Source organism: Pseudomonas sp. XS1P51, from assembly GCF_054897845.1.
In genome coordinates, this window is sequence record NZ_CM142707.1 from 5,441,661 (window position 1) to 5,458,971 (window position 17,311).

Here is a 17,311-nt window from a genome sequence, read left to right on the forward strand (position 1 = left end):
CACTTCACGATTTGCCTGCGAGAGACCTTCCTTGGCCCACCCCGCCCAACGCCGCTGGTATCCCCTGGTCTTCGCCATCGCTGCGCTGGTCCTGTTGCCCCTCAGCGTTTTGCTGTTGTCATGGCAAACCATCGATCAACAGATCTGGTCCCACCTGTGGGAGACCCAGATGCCGCGGCTGCTGGGCAATACGCTCACCTTGGTTATCGGCGTCGGCATCGGCGTAACGCTGCTGGGCGTAAGCCTGGCCTGGCTTACCAGCCTCTGCGAGTTCCCCGGACGACGCTGGCTGGACTGGGCGTTGATGCTGCCGTTCGCCATTCCCGCCTACGTGCTGGCATTCGTCTTCGTCGGGCTGCTGGATTTCGCGGGTCCTGTGCAAACCCTGCTCCGTGAATGGTTCGGCACAGGAGTGAGGTTGCCGCGGGTGCGTTCCACCGGTGGGGTGATTCTGGTCCTGGTGCTGGTCTTCTATCCCTACGTTTACCTGTTGGCGCGCACCGCGTTCCTGGCTCAGGGCAAAGGCCTGATGGAAGCGGCGCGAGTCCTAGGGCAATCCCCGTGGCAGGCGTTCTGGCGAGTCGCCTTGCCGATGGCTCGCCCGGCCATCGGCGCCGGCGTCGCGCTGGCACTGATGGAAACCCTGGCGGATTTCGGTGCGGTGTCGGTGTTCAACTTTGACACGTTAACCACCGCCATCTACAAGACCTGGTACGGCTTTTTCAGCCTCTCCACCGCTGCGCAACTGGCCTCTCTGTTGCTGCTGGTGGTGATGCTGGTGTTGTACGGTGAGCGCCGTGCGCGCGGGGCCAACCGGGCGAGCAACGAACGACCACGGGTCAAGGCGCTGTATCACCTGCGCGGCTTCAAAGCGCTGGCGGCGATGAGTTGGTGCGGTCTGGTATTCGCCTGCGCCTTCGTCATTCCGATGCTGCAACTGGTGGTGTGGTTCTGGCAGCGTGGGCGTTTCGATCTGGATGAGCGTTACGCCGGGCTGATCGTCCATACCTTGTACCTGGGCGGCATGGCGGCGTTGATCACCGTCAGCGTTGCCCTGGTGCTGGCGTTTGCCCGGCGCCTGGCGCCGACCCGGGCGATTCGTTCCGGTGTCAGTCTGGCCAATCTTGGCTACGCCTTGCCGGGTTCGGTGCTGGCGGTGTCGATCATGCTGGCGTTCAGTTATCTGGATCGCGAACTGGTCATACCGTTGTCGGGTTGGCTCGGTGGCGCGGGCAAGCCATTGCTGCTGGGCAGTCTGTCGGCATTGTTGCTGGCCTATCTGGTGCGTTTCATCGCGGTGGCTTACGGGCCGCTGGAAAGCAGCCTGGCGCGAATACGGCCCTCTTTGCCCGAAGCGGCACGTAGCCTTGGCGTCAGTGGGCCACGACTGTTTTTCAAAGTGTATCTGCCGTTATTGCTGCCCGGCACGTTGAGTGCCGCGTTGCTGGTGTTCGTCGACGTGCTCAAGGAAATGCCCGCGACCCTGCTGATGCGCCCGTTTGGCTGGGACACGCTGGCAGTGCGCATCTTCGAAATGACCAGCGAAGGCGAATGGGCGAGGGCTTCGTTGCCGGCGTTGACCCTGGTTCTGGTGGGGCTATTACCGGTCATCGGATTGATTCGACGTTCAGCGCATCGAAACGCCTAGGTGTCAGTCCTACACCTTGAGGCTACAATGCGCGGCATTCGGTGCGGTCCGTCCTACAGACCAGGTAGCTGAAATCGGCTGAAAGCCTTTTATTTCAAGGCTTTCACTCGACGCAGCACCCGCCCGCACCTTCGCCACGCCCGGAAGGAGAAACCCATGGGACAGCGTACGCCTCTGTACGACCTTCATCTCGCACTTGGTGCGAAGATGGTCGATTTTGGCGGTTGGGATATGCCATTGCATTACGGTTCGCAGGTCGAGGAACACCATCAGGTGCGCCGCGATTGCGGGGTGTTCGATGTATCCCACATGACCGTGATCGATGTCAGCGGCCCCCAGGCAAAGGCCTGGCTCCAGCATTTGCTGGCCAATGACGTCGAACGTCTGCACAGCACCGGCCGTGCCTTGTACAGCACCATGCTCAACGAGCACGCAGGCATCGTCGACGACATGATCGTCTACCGCCTCGAGGACGCCTATCGCCTGGTGGTCAACGCCTCCACCCGCGATCAGGACCTGGCCTGGATGCAGGCGCATCTCGGTGGCTTCGATGTGCAGCTCAACGAGCGCTCCGAGCTGGCGATGCTGGCCATTCAAGGTCCTCAGGCCCGGCACAAGATTGCTGAGCTGGTGACACAGTCCCGCAGCAATCTGATCCAGCTACTCAAGCCTTTCGAAGGCCAGGCCGACGGTGACTGGTTCATCGCCCGCACCGGTTACACCGGCGAAGACGGTCTTGAAATCATTCTGCCGGCCAATCAGGCGCCGGGATTCTTTAACGACCTGGTGGGCGCGGGCATCTCGCCAATTGGCCTCGGGGCGCGGGATACCCTGCGCGTCGAAGCGGGCATGAACCTCTACGGCCAGGACATTCATCAGGACGTTTCGCCGCTGGCCTCCAACATGGCCTGGAGTATTGCGTGGGAACCGGCCACTCGTCAGTTCATCGGTCGCACTGCCCTGGAAGCCGAGCGGGATGGCGGCGTACAGCACAAACTGGTGGGTCTGGTCCTTGAGGAACGCGGGGTTTTGCGCGCTCATCAAGTGGTCCGTATCGCCGATGTTGGCGAAGGGGAGATCACCAGTGGTAGTTTCTCTCCTACGCTTAGCAAGTCGATTGCACTGGCGCGCGTGCCGATGGCGACTGCCGACCGCGCAGAAGTGGAAATCCGTGGCAAGTGGTACCCGGTCCGAGTGGTCAAACCGACCTTCGTACGCCATGGCAAAACCTTGATCTAACCTTTTCTGGCGGGCAACGACCGCTGACATTTTTTGAGGACACAGAACATGAGCGATATCCCTGCCGACCTGCGTTTTGCCGAAAGTCACGAATGGGCGCGTCTGGAAGCTGATGGCACCGTCACCGTGGGCATCAGCGATCACGCTCAGGAAGCCCTGGGTGACGTGGTGTTTGTTGAGCTGACCGAAGTCGGAAAAGTCTTCGCTGCCGGCGATCAATCCGGTGTGGTCGAGTCGGTTAAAGCGGCTTCGGACATCTATTCCCCGATTGCCGGTGAAGTGATCGCAATCAACGAAGACCTGAGCGGTTCGCCTGAACTGCTTAACACCGACCCGTACGGCGCGTGGATTTTCAAACTCAAGCCAAGCAACACCGCTGACCTGGAAAAGCTGCTTGATGCGGCGGGCTACAAGGCCGCTATCGGCGAGTAAGCCTTAAGCGTTACTCCCAAAGCCCCGACTTGTCGGGGCTTTTTCATGGGTGAAACAAAGATCAAAAGATCGCAGCCTTCGGCAGCTCCTACATTGAATGCGATCCCCTGTAGGAGCTGCCGAAGGCTGCGATCTTTTGATCTTCAAGGGCACTGCGGCAGTGGCTGCTATGCTGGTTTGACCGTGTTGCATCGACGCTGAGCGCCAGCCAAGAGAGAGCCCGTCATGTCCCAGTTGCCGTCCTTGAGCCAGTTACGCGACCCCAATGCCTTTCTACGCCGCCACCTGGGGCCCGATGCCGCGGAGCAGCAGGCGATGCTCGACAGCCTCGGCCTCGGCAGCCGGGTCGAGCTGATCGAGCAGACGGTGCCGCCGGGCATTCGCCTGAACCGCGCGCTGGACCTGCCGCCGGCCCTCGACGAAGAAGCTGCGCTCGCCAAACTCCGGGGTTACGCCGAGCAAAACCAGGTCTGGACCAGCCTGATCGGCATGGGCTACCACGGCACCCTCACGCCGAACGTCATCCTGCGCAACATGCTGGAAAATCCCGGTTGGTACACCGCCTACACGCCCTATCAACCGGAAATCGCCCAAGGACGGCTCGAAGCGCTGCTGAACTTCCAGCAATTGACCATCGACCTGACCGGCCTGGAACTGGCCAATGCTTCGTTGCTGGATGAAGCGACCGCGGCGGCGGAAGCCATGGCGCTGGCCAAACGTGTCGCCAAGTCCAAAAGCAATCTGTTCTTCGTCGATGAAAACTGTCATCCGCAAACCATTTCCGTGGTGCAGACCCGAGCCGAGGGGTTCGGCTTCGAACTGATCATCGACACTGTGGATAACTTGAAGCAGCACCAGGTGTTCGGCGCACTGCTGCAATATCCCGACACCCACGGTGAAATCCGCGATCTTCGTCCGTTGATCGATCACCTGCATGCACAACAAGCCCTGGCCTGCGTCGCCACCGATCTGTTGAGCCTGCTGTTGCTGACACCGCCGGGGGAACTGGGCGCCGACGTGGTGTTCGGCTCATCCCAGCGATTTGGCGTGCCCATGGGTTATGGCGGCCCGCATGCGGCTTTTTTTGCCAGTCGCGACGAGTACAAGCGGGCGATTCCCGGCCGGATCATCGGCGTCTCAAAAGATGCCCGCGGCAATGTTGCCCTGCGCATGGCCCTGCAAACCCGCGAGCAACACATCCGTCGGGAGAAGGCCAACTCGAACATCTGCACCGCGCAGGTGCTGCTGGCCAACATCGCCAGTTTCTACGCGGTCTACCACGGTCCGGAAGGGCTGAAGCGAGTTGCCCAACGGGTTCACCGACTGACTGGCATCCTCGCTGCGGGCCTTGAACGCCACGGCATCACTCGCCTCAACAAACATTTTTTCGACACGCTGACGCTGGAAGTGGGTGGCACTCAGACTGCAATCATCGAAAGCGCCCAGGCAGCGCAGATCAACCTGCGCATTCTCGGGCGCGGGCAGTTGGGCCTGAGCCTCGACGAAACCTCTGACGAAACCACCGTGGCGAAGTTGTTCGATGTGTTTCTCGGTGCCGATCATGGGCTCAACGTCGACGAACTGGATGCCGAAACCCTGCCTTCCGGCATTCCCGGCGGGCTGCTGCGAACCTCGCCCTACTTGCGTCACCCGGTATTCAACGCTCATCACAGCGAAACCGAGATGCTGCGTTACCTTAAACAACTGGAGAACAAGGACCTTGCCCTCAACCAGTCAATGATCCCGCTGGGCTCCTGCACTATGAAGCTCAACGCCACCAGCGAGATGATCCCCATCACCTGGCCGCAGTTCGCCAACCTGCACCCGTTCGTGCCGAAAGAGCAGGCAGTGGGCTATTCGCTGATGATCGAGGAACTGGAGCGCTGGCTCTGCGCGATCACCGGTTTCGATGCGATCTGCATGCAACCCAATTCCGGTGCCCAAGGCGAATACGCCGGGTTGCTGGCGATCCGCAAATATCACGAGAGCCGTCACCAAGGCGCTCGGGATATCTGTCTGATCCCGTCCTCGGCCCATGGCACCAACCCGGCTTCGGCGCAAATGGCCGGAATGCGGGTGGTGATTGTCGAGTGTGACGAGGCGGGTAACGTCGATCTGGACGACCTGAAAGCCAAAGCCGCTGAGGCCGGAGACAAACTTGCCTGCCTGATGGCGACTTATCCTTCGACCCACGGCGTGTACGAGGAAGGCATCAGCGAGATTTGTGAAGTTATCCACAGCCACGGCGGTCAGGTGTACATGGATGGCGCCAATCTCAATGCGCAGGTTGGACTGGCGCGGCCGGCGGACATTGGCGCCGACGTGTCCCACATGAACCTGCACAAGACATTCTGTATTCCCCATGGCGGGGGCGGGCCGGGCATGGGGCCAATTGGTGTGCGGGCGCATCTGGCGCCATTCGTGGCCAATCACCCGGTGGTGGCGATTGAAGGACCATTGCCGCAGAACGGCGCAGTCAGCGCGGCGCCTTGGGGCAGCGCGAGCATTCTGCCGATCAGCTGGATGTACATCGCGATGATGGGGCCGCAATTGGCGGACGCCAGCGAGGTGGCGATCCTCGCCGCGAATTACCTGGCGCAGCATTTGTCCGGTGCGTTCCCGGTGCTCTACACCGGACGCAACGAGCGGGTGGCGCACGAATGCATTCTCGACCTGCGGCCACTCAAGGCGCTGACCGGGATCAGCGAAGAGGACGTGGCCAAGCGCCTGATGGACTACGGCTTCCATGCGCCGACCATGTCATTTCCGGTGCCGGGGACGTTGATGGTCGAACCGACCGAAAGTGAGTCGAAGGCAGAGCTGGACCGTTTTATCGGGGCGATGCTGAGCATTCGCGCGGAAATCACCGAGGTGCAGAACGGCAACTGGCCGGCCGAGGACAATCCGCTGAAACGTTCGCCGCACACACTGGCCGACATCACCGGGGTTTGGGAGCGGCCTTACAGTATCGAGCAGGCGGTGACACCGGATGCGCATACCAAGGCCCATAAGTATTGGCCGGTGGTGAATCGTGTCGATAACGTCTACGGCGACCGGAACCTGTTCTGCGCCTGTGTACCTGTGGACGATTACCGCTGAAACACCACAACACACATAACTCCTGTGGGAGCGAGCCTGCTCGCGATAGCGGTGTAACAGTCGCGGATGATGTCGACTGATCCACCGCTATCGCGAGCAGGCTCGCTCCCACAGGAGTTTGTGTCGGGCAAAAAAATGCCGCTCATGTGAGCGGCATTTTTGTTCAGCTGTAAAACTTATTCCGAAGCGACGGCATTCTTCGCCAGGATCGCATTCGCCAGCTCCATGTCCGTAGCCTGCAAGCCCGGGTTGTCGGCGCGGACTTTCTGCATCGCCGCTTCCAGGTACGGGCCGCGGATGCCGCCGTCACTGGCGACGAAGCTGCCGGCATCGTCCTGGGCGGCAATGATCAGCTTGTGATCCTTGAACGTCAGGTAAGTCGAGCCGGTGGTTGCGCCGGAGGAGATGACGTTACGCCAAAAGCCATCGGCCATCGCCGAACCGACGGGAAGGGACAACAAGGCGATGGTAGCGACAGCAAGTTTGAGACGCATGATGGGTGACTCCACTGGGTTAACTACGGGGTTTGATTGCCAATGGCCCTGTCGAGTTCCATCACGATTTTTTTCCCCTGCAGGCTATTTCTGCTCGCTCTGCGGCGTCACCCGCAATACCTCCTCGATCGTCGTCAAACCCGCCGCCACTTTCTGCGCCCCCGACAGCCGCAGACTGCGCATGCCTTCCTTGAATGCCTGGCGGCGTACCGCGAGCAAATCCGTATCCGGGCTGATCAGCGCTTTGACGCCGTCAGTCAACTGCATGATTTCGTAGACCCCGGCGCGCCCGCGATAGCCGGTGTCGCGGCACTCCAGGCAGCCAACGGCGCGTTGTGCGTTGTTCGGCAACGGTGCCTGCCAGGGCCGGGTCAAGGTTTGCCAGTCTTCTTCGCCCAAGGTCAGCGGTGCCTTGCAGTGGGGGCACAAGGTGCGGACCAGACGCTGGGCCATGACGCCGAGCACCGTGGCCTTGATCAGGTAATGCGGCACGCCGAGTTCCAGCAGGCGGCTGATGGCGCTGGGCGCATCGTTGGTGTGCAGCGTCGACAAGACCAGGTGACCGGTGAGCGCGGCCTGAATGGCCATCTCGGCAGTTTCGAGGTCGCGGATCTCACCGATCATGATGATGTCCGGATCTTGCCGCATCAGCGCGCGCACGCCGGCGGCGAAGGTCAGGTCGATGTTGTGTTGCACCTGCATCTGGTTGAAGGCTGGCTCGACCATTTCGATTGGGTCTTCGATGGTGCAGAGGTTGACCTCTGGCGTCGCCAGCTTCTTCAGGGTGGTGTAGAGCGTGGTGGTTTTGCCCGACCCGGTCGGCCCGGTGACGAGGATGATGCCGTTGGGTTGGCTCGTCATGTCCTGCCAGCGGCGCAGGTCTTCGGCGGAAAACCCCAACTGGTCGAAATCCTTGAGCAGCACTTCCGGATCGAAGATCCGCATGACCATTTTTTCGCCGAAGGCTGTCGGCAATGTCGACAGCCGCAACTCGACTTCGCCGCCGTCCGGGGTCTTGGTCTTCACCCGGCCGTCCTGGGGTTTGCGCTTTTCTGCGACGTTCATCCGCCCAAGGCTTTTCAGGCGACTGACGATCGCCATGGTCACCTGCGGCGGGAATTGGTAGACGTTGTGCAGTACGCCATCGATGCGAAAGCGCACCGTGCCTTGCTCGCGCCGGGGTTCGATGTGGATATCGCTGGCCCGCTGCTGGAACGCGTACTGGAACAGCCAGTCGACGATGTTGACGATGTGCGCGTCGTTGGCGTCCGGTTCCTGGTCGCTGGCACCGAGGTTGAGCAGTTGTTCGAAGTTGCCCAGGGTGTTCGTCTGCTGGTCGGCGTTTGTTGCACCGCTGACTGATTTGGCGAGGCGGAAAAACTCCACGCTGAAGCGCTGGATGTCCACCGGGTTGGCCACCACGCGCTTGATCGGCAGCTTCAACACGTGGGTCAGATCGGCTTCCCAGCCGTTGACGTAAGGCTGGGCGCTGGCCACGGTCACCGCGTCACGGTCGATGGACACCGCGAGAATCTTGTGGCGCTGGGCGAAGGCGTAGGACATCAGCGGGGTAATGGCCGCGACGTTGATTTTCAGCGGATCGATGCGCAAGTAAGGCTGACCGGCCTGCTGCGACAGCCACAGGGTCAGGCTTTCCAGGTCGAGGTGTTTGCCGGGACGGCTGAGGTCGTCCAGGTGTTGGCTGGCGATGAATTCCAATGGATGCATCTGGCCATTGGCGGCGTGGCGGCGTCGGGCATTGAGCGCGTGCTCGGCCGAGTCCTGGCTGATGAAGCCCTGGGCGACCAACTCACGCAGTAACTCGTTGAGATCCAGCCAGCGGTCCTGAATGGCAAGTTGAACGGACATGCGGGCTCCTCGTGAACAACAGTTCGCAAAGGATAGTCGCGGACCCACCGACCGTTGGGCCACTACCCGACGAAGCCGTGTCGAGTTTTTTCAGCTCGCCGCCTGAGCCGCTTCGACCCAAGCAGAATCAGCCGCTTGCAGTTCCACCGAGCAGACGCTGATCAGGTTACGTAATTTTTCTGCAATCACTTGGGCACGGTGCCAGCTCAGGCCGTCCATGACGATGTCGATCGACAGCAGATCGTCGATCCGCTGCACGTTGACCTGTTGCGGCGTCAGGAACTGCAAGGCAAACAGGTTGAGCGCACGGCACAGCAGGTCCGGTTCGGCCTCGGCCAGCAGTTGATAGTGAACGCGGCAGTGGGCGTTGCTGACGTTCCAGACATCGGCGCGGGTGTGCGGGGTGTTCACTGCTTCTAGATGCGGCATGCTCGGTCTCCAAAATCACTGGAGGAATTTTTACATTCAGTGCCGGGCATTTCTTATCTATGATTGGGCTTAATGGCGACTTATCGAATTGATCGATTCGAAAAACTATAAATTTAGGGTTTTTCTATGCATAGCGAGCTGGATGGCTACGACCGCAAGATTCTCGCGTTGCTACAAGAGGACGCTTCACTGTCCAGTGCGCAGATCGCCGAACAGGTGGGGCTCTCGCAGTCGCCGTGCTGGCGGCGGATTCAGCGGATGAAGGAGGAGGGGATCATTCGCGGTCAGGTGACGCTGCTTGATCGGAAGAAAATCGGCTTGAACACGCAGATCTTCGCCGAAATCAAGCTCAACGCGCATGGGCGTTCGAACTTCACCGAGTTCACCGAGGCGATTCGCGGGTTTCCCGAAGTGCTGGAGTGTTATGTGCTGATGGGGTCGGTGGATTTCTTGCTGCGGATTGTGACGGCGGATATTGAAGCGTATGAACGCTTCTTCTTCGAGAAGCTGTCGATGGTGCCGGGGATTCAGGAGGTGAACTCGATCGTGGCGTTGTCGGAGATCAAGTCCACGACGAGTTTGCCAGTCTGACGCTTTGCGGTGTAAGGGCTGGCCCCATCGCGAGCAGGCTCGCTCCCACATTTGATCTCTGGTGTTCCATGTGTTTACAGAAGATCCAGTGTGGGAGCGAGCCTGCTCGCGATAGCGGTATTACATACGCAGCAGCATCTTCCAGGCACGATTCTGATACACCGCAATCGCCTGCTGCTTGCGCGCGTCCAGGGATTCATCGGTGATCGGCTCGTTGGCCAGTTGCGCGAGTTTGTTCAGTTCACCGTACAGGCGATCCATTTCCGGGATGTCCAGCACGTTGCGGGCGTGGTGCATCCAGGCCTGGATACGCTCGATGCGCGGCAGTTGCTCGGCCAGGTCTTCCGGCTGTTGCTGATATCGCTGCAATTGCAGTGAGTTGGCTTCTTCGCCCAGCAGGCGCGGCAGCCAGCTGCCCAGTTGCGCAGCGCCCTGGCGATTGCCACGGACGTTACGATCGGCAGCCCAGGTGCGGGCGAGCAACCAGCGCGAAGTGTTCAGGGAGAACAGGCCCCAACGTGGATCTTCCAGTTCTTCGAGGAACTGTTCCGGCGCGGCCTTGCGCACGTCTTCATCGTCCAGACCGGCTTGCACCAGTGGGCGCCAGTCTTCGAGCAAGGCATCCAGCGCGACCCGCAGATCGTGAGTCGACTGACGCGGAGCGGCCTGACCCAGGCTGCTGAGCAGCGCGCGCAGTTCGGCCAGGTTTTCGACCCAGTCCTGCAACAGGCGCCAGTGGCCATTGAAGCGATACTGCTCGGCCAGACGCTGGCTGCTGCCCAGCAAGTGCCAGCTCAGGGCGGCGAACGCGTCATCCAGCGGCATTTCAGTGGTGATCTGCGGCGCCGGCAGGCTCAGCGAGTAGCTGTTGGCGTCGTACAAACGATAACCGCGCTCGGCCTTGCTGATGTCACAGGGCATCAAGGGCAGGGTTGCGGCCAGTTCGGCGGCCAGTTCCAACAGAGCCGCCGGCTCGCCTTCGCGCAATTCCAGCTCCAGCTCGCAGATTTCTTCTTTCTGCTTGCCGACCACCACGTGGCCCAGGTCCAGCGCGGCTTCGATGACCACTTTGGTCTTGCCACGACCCCAGGCGATTTCGGCGCGTTCGCGGACGAAATCGGTGGTGAAGATGGCTTTCAGGGTTTTCTTGTCCAGCTCGGCCAGCTCTTCTGGCCAGCATTCGCCGTCGAGTTTCTTCACATCGAGCTTGGCTTTGGGCAGGTTCCAGTCGTATTCGTTACGCTCGGACAAACCGGCGACGCTCTGGCCACGGGTCTTGAGGGTCTGAATCACTTCTTCGCCGTCGCGGCGCAAGCGCAGGGCAACCTTGGCGCGGGCCAGGTCGCGCTCAGGCGTGTCGAAGTACTGGTTCATCAGTTCACGGCGTTCCCAGCCACTTTTGTTGCGTTTTTTCAGTAACGGGTGCTCGCGCAGGGCGGCGAGGGTTTCGCGGCTGACGCGGAGTTTGATTTCGGTTTCTTTCTGCATGGCCGGAAAATCCAGGATCGGGAGCGCAGCCGGGGGAATGTGTGGCTGCCAAGGTCGTGCAGTGTACAGGACTGTCTGTCACTACGCGCCGCGACGGTTTATTCCTGTCGCCGGATGGTTCTATGATGGACTTCAATCCGGGAGTTGGAGTCAGCGATGCCTTTGCCGTCCATGAAAGATCAGTTCGCTGCGCTGATCGCCGCACCGTCTGTCAGCTGTACCCAACCCAGCCTCGATCAATCCAACCGTCCGGTGATCGACTTGCTGGCGACGTGGCTTGGGGACTTGGGTTTTGCCTGCGACATTCAGCAGGTCAGCCCCGGCAAATTCAACCTGCTCGCCAGTTTCGGTTCCGGCCCCGGTGGCTTGGTGCTGGCCGGTCATAGTGACACCGTGCCGTTCGACGGCGCGCTATGGCAGACCGATCCACTGAAGCTGACCGAAGTCGACGGTCGTTGGGTCGGCCTGGGCAGTTGCGACATGAAGGGTTTTTTCGCCCTGGTCATCGAAGCCGTCGTGCCCTTGCTCGACCGACCGTTCAAACAACCGCTGCTGATCCTCGCCACCTGCGATGAAGAGAGTTCGATGTCCGGTGCACGCGCACTGGCCGCAGCCGGACGGCCATTGGGTCGTGCGGCGGTCATCGGCGAGCCGACCGGGCTCAAGCCGATCCGCATGCACAAAGGCATCATGATGGAGCGCATCGATATCCTCGGTCAGAGCGGCCACTCCTCGGACCCAAGCCTGGGCCATAGCGCCCTCGAAGCCATGCACGACGCCATTGGCGAACTGCGCGGTTTGCGCCTGCTCTGGCAACGCGAGTTCCGTAATCCGCAATTCAGCGTGCCTCAACCCACGATGAATTTCGGCTGCATCCATGGCGGCGATAATCCCAATCGCATCTGTGGCCAGTGTTCCCTGGAGTTTGACCTGCGACCGTTGCCGGGCATGGATCCCAAAGCCCTGCGCGCAGAGATTTTGAAAAGGCTCAGGCCGGTTGCCGAACGGCATCAGGTGAAGATCGATTACGCGCCGTTGTTCCCCGAAGTGCCGCCCTTCGAGCAAGCGGAGGATGCGGAATTGGTCCGGGTCGCCGAAAGGCTCACCGGCCATCGCGCCGAAGCAGTGGCGTTCGGCACCGAAGCGCCTTATCTTCAGCGTCTTGGTTGCGAAACACTGGTGCTCGGCCCTGGCGATATCGCCTGTGCCCACCAACCGGGGGAGTACCTCGAAATGTCACGTTTGCAGCCTACCGTGCATCTATTACGTCAACTGATTGAACATTACTGCCTGACACCGGCCAAAACGCCAATGCCGGTCAGTTGAGTACCATCCATGTGGGAGCGAGCCTGCTCGCGAAAGCAGAGTGTCAGTCGAAACTGATGTGTCTGACACGCCACCTTCGCGAGCAGGCTCGCTTCCACAAGGTCTGTGCTTTGACTGGCAAGCCTTGTAAATTGCCGGTGTCCCAACCCGTATTCATGAGGAGAGCGCGCGTGTCGCCAAGCCTGTTCCGACGATAACCATCAGCCCGTTGTGTATTTACTGTTTCGCCCATTTTTTGGCTGCTATTTATTACAGGCCCAGGTTCATGCCCGAATACGTCAATTGGCTTCGTCACGCTTCGCCTTACATCAACGCCCACCGGGACTGCACCTTCGTCGTCATGCTGCCCGGCGACGGCGTGGAACACCCAAACTTCGGCAATATCGTCCACGACCTGGTGCTGTTGCACAGCCTTGGCGTGCGACTGGTGCTGGTTCACGGTTCCCGTCCGCAAATTGAAACCCGCCTGGCTGCGCGCGGCCTGACCCCGCATTACCACCACGGGATGCGCATCACCGATGCGGCGACCCTTGAGTGTGTGATCGATGCGGTTGGCCAACTGCGCATCGCCATCGAAGCGCGGTTGTCCATGGACATGGCCTCGTCACCGATGCAGGGCTCGCGCCTGCGCGTAGCCAGCGGCAACCTGGTGACGGCGCGCCCGATCGGTGTGCTGGAGGGCGTCGACTATCACCACACCGGCGAAGTGCGCCGGGTCGACCGCAAGGGCATCAATCGCCTGCTGGACGAGCGCTCGATCGTGCTGCTGTCGCCGCTGGGTTACTCGCCGACCGGTGAGATTTTCAACCTGGCCTGCGAAGACGTCGCCACCCGCGCGGCCATCGACCTTGGGGCGGACAAACTGCTGCTGTTCGGTGCGGATCCGGGTTTGATCGATGAAAACGGCCGTCTGGTTCGCGAACTGCGTCCGCAACAAGTGCCGGCGCATTTGCAGCGTCTGGGCAGCAACTATCAAGCTGAGCTGCTGGATGCGGCGGCCGAGGCCTGCCGTGGTGGCGTGGCGCGCAGTCATATCGTCAGCTATGCCGAAAACGGCGCGCTGTTGACCGAACTCTTTACCCGGGACGGCGGCGGTACGCTGGTGGCCCAGGAGCAATTCGAAATTGTGCGCGAAGCCGCCATCGAAGATGTCGGTGGTTTGCTGGATTTGATCAGTCCGTTGGAAGAGCAGGGGATTCTGGTGCGTCGTTCCCGCGAGGTGCTGGAGCGTGAGATCGAGCAATTCAGCGTGGTTGAACGCGAAGGCATGATCATCGCCTGTGCGGCGTTGTATCAGATTGCCGATTCGGATGCGGGGGAGTTGGCGTGTCTGGCGGTGAACCCGGAGTACCGCCATGGCGGTCGTGGGGATGAACTGCTGGAGCGGATCGAAACCCGCGCGCGGGCTCAGGGGTTGAAAACCTTGTTCGTCCTCACCACCCGGACCGCTCACTGGTTCCGTGAGCGGGGTTTTGTGCCGAGCAGTGTTGAGCGCCTGCCGTCGGCCCGGGCGTCGCTGTACAACTATCAGCGAAACTCGAAGATCTTCGAAAAAGCCCTATAATCAAGGTGCCCCTGTAGGAGCTGCCGCAGGCTGCGATCTTTTGATCTTCCGGCAATAGAGAGATGCCAAAAAGTCAAAAGATCGCAGCCTGCGGCAGCTCCTACACGGATATTGCGTTACTCCTGCACGAACTTCGCGCTGACATACGGCGAATAATCCGACAGCACCGTCTCCACCTTCCCTTGCTCCTTCAAGAACTTCGCCGTCTCGCCAATCGCCTTGGCCGTGCCGCCGTCCAACAGCGCGGTGGACTGTTGAGCCTTGGCGTCCGGGAAGGTGGAACCGGCCAGCAACTCCGGCACATCGGCGGCATTGGCACCGGTCAATTTGGCGATTTTCTGGACCGGTACCGAATCGGCGGTCCAGCTGTCTTTATGGGCGGCATAGTCGGCGAACGAGTCCAGGGTCACCTTGGCGAACTTGGCCACAACCTCCGGATGCTTTTCGGCGTAATCCTTGCGCGCAACCCAGACCTCGAAGGTCGGGGCTCCCCATTGGCCGACCTGTGCGGCGTCGGTCAAGGTCTTGCCAGTCTTGCGAATTTCTCCCAGGGCGGGTGACCAGACAAACGCGCCATCAATGTCGCCACGCTTCCAGGCTGCGGCGATTTCCGCCGGTTGCAGGTTCACCACTTTGACTTTCGAGGCGTCCAGGCCCCAGTGTTTCAGGGCGCCGAGCAAGCTGTAATGAGAGGTGGAAACGAACGGCGTGGCGATGGTCTTGCCGATCAGATCTTCCGGTTTATTGATGCCACTGCCGTTGCGCACCACCAAGGCTTCGGCGGCGTTGATCTGGGCAGAAACGATAAACGCGACGATCGGCAAATTGCGCGAGGCGGCCGCTGCCAGCGGGCTTGAGCCGAGGTTGCCGATCTGCACGTCGCCGGAGGCAATCGCTGTAACCACTTCCGGGCCGCTATTGAAACGACGCCAGTCAATTTTCTGGCCAATGGTTTTCTCGTACAGTCCATCGGCCTGGGGGACTTTGCTGGGGTCGATGCCGGTTTGATAACCCACGGTGAGGGTTGCGGCATGGGCGGTAAAGGAAATGGCGAGCGATACACAAACTGTAACAAATGGGCCGGATAGTGCGCGCTTGGTCGTCATGAAACCGCCTCTCGATGGAGATTATTTACGAGTTTCGACAAAGCTAATCGATCTAAAAAATAGCTAATAAATACTATTTAGGAATTAGCTTATGTGTGGGCCGCTCTATTCCGCGGTAGACAAGAAAATGAGCTTAATTCCTAAAAGGTATGAAAAAAGAATCGACTAATTCTTTTTAGGTTTATGGCGAAAACATGGGCCTGCAGGGACCAAATCAACGGGGATTAGACCATGGTCGTAGACATACAAAGTTACGATTGACTTGTGGGTCACTGTCTGGCGCTAATCGCGCATCTTAGGATCCGAGGCGATTGATCTCGGGCCAGGAATACAAGAATTAGAAACGAGAGGAGCAAAACAATGAACAAGTCCACCTTGGCCCTGGCCCTGGCCCTGGCCGTGGCCGTAGGGGTTTTGGCGCAGCAGGCAGGCGCCGCCGGTTTCATCGAAGACAGCAAGGCTTCCGTCAGCTCACGTACCTTTTACTACAGAGCTGATACCCGCGAAGGCACTGCAAACGATCAAGAAGAATCCGCCGAAGGTCTGCGATTCGACTACCTCTCGGGTTACACACAGGGTGTTGTCGGTTTTGGTATCGACCTGCAGGCGTTGGTCGGTATTCACCTTGACGGCGGCAAAGGTCACCACCCTGACAACAACAGCTTCTACCCGAGTGACACCGACGGTTCGGCAGTCAGTTCGTGGAGCCGTGTAGGCGGGAACGTCAAGGTGCGCCTCTCCAAGACTGAATTGCGGCTGGGCAGTGCCCTGGCACCGCAACTTCCAATTCTGGTGGCGAACGACAGCCGCGTCCTGCCGGCGACCTACGATGGTGGCATCGTCACTTCCAAGGAAATCGATAACTTTACCTTTGTTGCCGGTCAACTCGAGCACTCTGCCGGTCGCGCAACGAGCAACAGTACCGGTCTGGCCGTTAACGGCGGCACCCAGGACAGCAACCAGTTCCGTTTTGGCGGTGTTGACTGGAAGGCCACCAAGGACCTGACGCTGCAGGCTTACCACTCCGAGCTGCAGGACTACTACAAACAGAACTTCTTCGGTCTGATACATGTTCTGCCGATCACTGAGGGCCAGTCCTTCAAGACGGACCTGCGTTATTTCGACAGCAGCTCTGACGGCAAGAACGGCACGACCGGCTACATGTTCAACAACAACGGCGGCTACGCCAAAACTCTGGGTGAAGTCGACAACACCACCTGGAGTGCGATGTTCACCTATACCCTGGGTGCCAACGCCTTCCTGGTTGGCCATCAGCGTGTCAGTGATGACGGCGGTTTCGTTTACCTGAACCAAGGCAGTGTGGTTGATGGCCGGGGTCGAAACGAAGGCAATGGCGGCCCGAGCTTCTATCTGTTCACCGATAGCGTGATCAACGGTTTCGTTCGTGCAGGTGAGAACACTACGTTCGGTCAATACACCTATGACTTCGCTTCGCTCGGCGCACCGGGCCTGAAGGCGTCGGTTTCGTACCTGCGCGGTACGGACATCAAGGCTACCAACGGTGTTGGTAAAGACCAGACCGAGTGGGAACGCGACCTGCGTGTGGATTACGTGATTCAAACCGGCGCGCTTAAAGGGTTCGGTACGACTCTGCGTACTGGTACTTACCGTGGCGACACCAACATCGCGGCTCAAGACCAGACCCGTCTGATCTTCAACTACACCTACCAGTTCTTGTAAGTACTGGCAAAAAGCCCCGCCTGATGGCGGGGCTTTTTTTCGGGTTTTTTTTGATATTCCAAAAATATCGCTATACGTAATTTTTTATTCTTTTTAGCTTTTATTCCAAGCGCTTAAAGTGTGCCTCAGGCGCTCCTCGCAGCAGCACGAGGAACCTGAACCCAACTCAATACCCGCGATTTAGACGCTTCAGGAATTGGTTTACGTGCCGATACCCAGTGTCCAGACGCAGAGGAATAACACGAAGGTATATTCCTTAATGGCATGAAAAAGAATGAAATAAATCTTTTTAGGTTTACCATGCGCGCCCAAATCAGTGGGGGCA

Annotated in this window: 13 protein-coding genes; 8 read left to right on the forward strand and 5 right to left on the reverse strand. The window is 59.6% G+C overall.

All coding sequences use genetic code 11. The annotated features are described in order from the left end of the window. Positions 1-31: 31 nt before the first annotated feature. The 4 genes from ACYZUD_RS25245 (at position 32) to gcvP (ending at position 6,418) form a co-directional block, all read left to right on the forward strand. Positions 32-1,648, forward strand: coding sequence for an ABC transporter permease (locus ACYZUD_RS25245; protein WP_462020645.1), 1,617 nt, complete (start codon positions 32-34; stop codon positions 1,646-1,648). Positions 1,649-1,804: 156 nt separating this feature from the next. Further along, on the forward strand, positions 1,805-2,887 hold the full coding sequence (gene gcvT / locus ACYZUD_RS25250; RefSeq protein ID WP_462020646.1) for a glycine cleavage system aminomethyltransferase GcvT: 1,083 nt from the start codon (positions 1,805-1,807) through the stop codon (positions 2,885-2,887). A 48-nt stretch (positions 2,888-2,935) separates the two neighbouring features. Beyond that, complete coding sequence (gcvH, locus tag ACYZUD_RS25255) at positions 2,936-3,319, forward strand: glycine cleavage system protein GcvH (protein ID WP_462020647.1); 384 nt, start codon at positions 2,936-2,938, stop codon at positions 3,317-3,319. 225 nt (positions 3,320-3,544) lie between these two features. Then, entirely contained in the window at positions 3,545-6,418 is a 2,874-nt protein-coding gene (gene gcvP, locus ACYZUD_RS25260) for an aminomethyl-transferring glycine dehydrogenase (RefSeq protein WP_462020648.1), read from the forward strand. Between the two features lie 176 nt (positions 6,419-6,594). Here gcvP and ACYZUD_RS25265 read toward each other — a convergent pair whose 3' ends face one another. The 3 genes from ACYZUD_RS25265 to ACYZUD_RS25275 form a co-directional block, all read right to left on the reverse strand. Beyond that, positions 6,595-6,912, reverse strand: a complete 318-nt coding sequence (locus tag ACYZUD_RS25265; protein WP_462020649.1) for a DUF2388 domain-containing protein — start codon at positions 6,910-6,912, stop codon at positions 6,595-6,597. A gap of 84 nt (positions 6,913-6,996) precedes the next feature. Further along, positions 6,997-8,781 (reverse strand): GspE/PulE family protein, encoded by a 1,785-nt coding sequence (locus ACYZUD_RS25270; RefSeq protein WP_462020650.1) that lies wholly within the window; start codon positions 8,779-8,781, stop codon positions 6,997-6,999. Positions 8,782-8,871: 90 nt separating this feature from the next. Next, complete coding sequence (locus tag ACYZUD_RS25275; RefSeq protein ID WP_462020651.1) at positions 8,872-9,210, reverse strand: hypothetical protein; 339 nt, start codon at positions 9,208-9,210, stop codon at positions 8,872-8,874. A 126-nt stretch (positions 9,211-9,336) separates the two neighbouring features. Here ACYZUD_RS25275 and ACYZUD_RS25280 point away from each other — a divergent pair, with 126 nt between their 5' ends. Then, positions 9,337-9,801 (forward strand): Lrp/AsnC family transcriptional regulator, encoded by a 465-nt coding sequence (locus ACYZUD_RS25280; protein WP_046045137.1) that lies wholly within the window; start codon positions 9,337-9,339, stop codon positions 9,799-9,801. A 120-nt stretch (positions 9,802-9,921) separates the two neighbouring features. On the opposite strand, the gene ACYZUD_RS25285 is transcribed toward ACYZUD_RS25280, so the two are convergent. Beyond that, positions 9,922-11,289 carry a CYTH domain-containing protein gene (locus ACYZUD_RS25285; protein WP_462020652.1) on the reverse strand — a complete coding sequence of 456 codons (1,368 nt, stop codon included), beginning with the start codon at positions 11,287-11,289 and terminating at the stop codon, positions 9,922-9,924. A 156-nt stretch (positions 11,290-11,445) separates the two neighbouring features. Between ACYZUD_RS25285 and argE the strand changes: the two genes are divergently transcribed. Then, complete coding sequence (argE, locus tag ACYZUD_RS25290) at positions 11,446-12,615, forward strand: acetylornithine deacetylase (protein ID WP_462020653.1); 1,170 nt, start codon at positions 11,446-11,448, stop codon at positions 12,613-12,615. Positions 12,616-12,880: 265 nt separating this feature from the next. Next, entirely contained in the window at positions 12,881-14,179 is a 1,299-nt protein-coding gene (gene argA, locus ACYZUD_RS25295; protein ID WP_462020654.1) for an amino-acid N-acetyltransferase, read from the forward strand. A 116-nt stretch (positions 14,180-14,295) separates the two neighbouring features. Here the strand turns inward: argA and tauA are convergent, their stop codons facing one another. Beyond that, positions 14,296-15,285 carry a taurine ABC transporter substrate-binding protein gene (gene tauA, locus ACYZUD_RS25300; protein ID WP_462020655.1) on the reverse strand — a complete coding sequence of 330 codons (990 nt, stop codon included), beginning with the start codon at positions 15,283-15,285 and terminating at the stop codon, positions 14,296-14,298. Positions 15,286-15,645: 360 nt separating this feature from the next. Here tauA and ACYZUD_RS25305 point away from each other — a divergent pair, with 360 nt between their 5' ends. Next, positions 15,646-16,986 (forward strand): OprD family outer membrane porin, encoded by a 1,341-nt coding sequence (locus ACYZUD_RS25305; RefSeq protein ID WP_462020656.1) that lies wholly within the window; start codon positions 15,646-15,648, stop codon positions 16,984-16,986. Positions 16,987-17,311 lie beyond the last annotated feature (325 nt).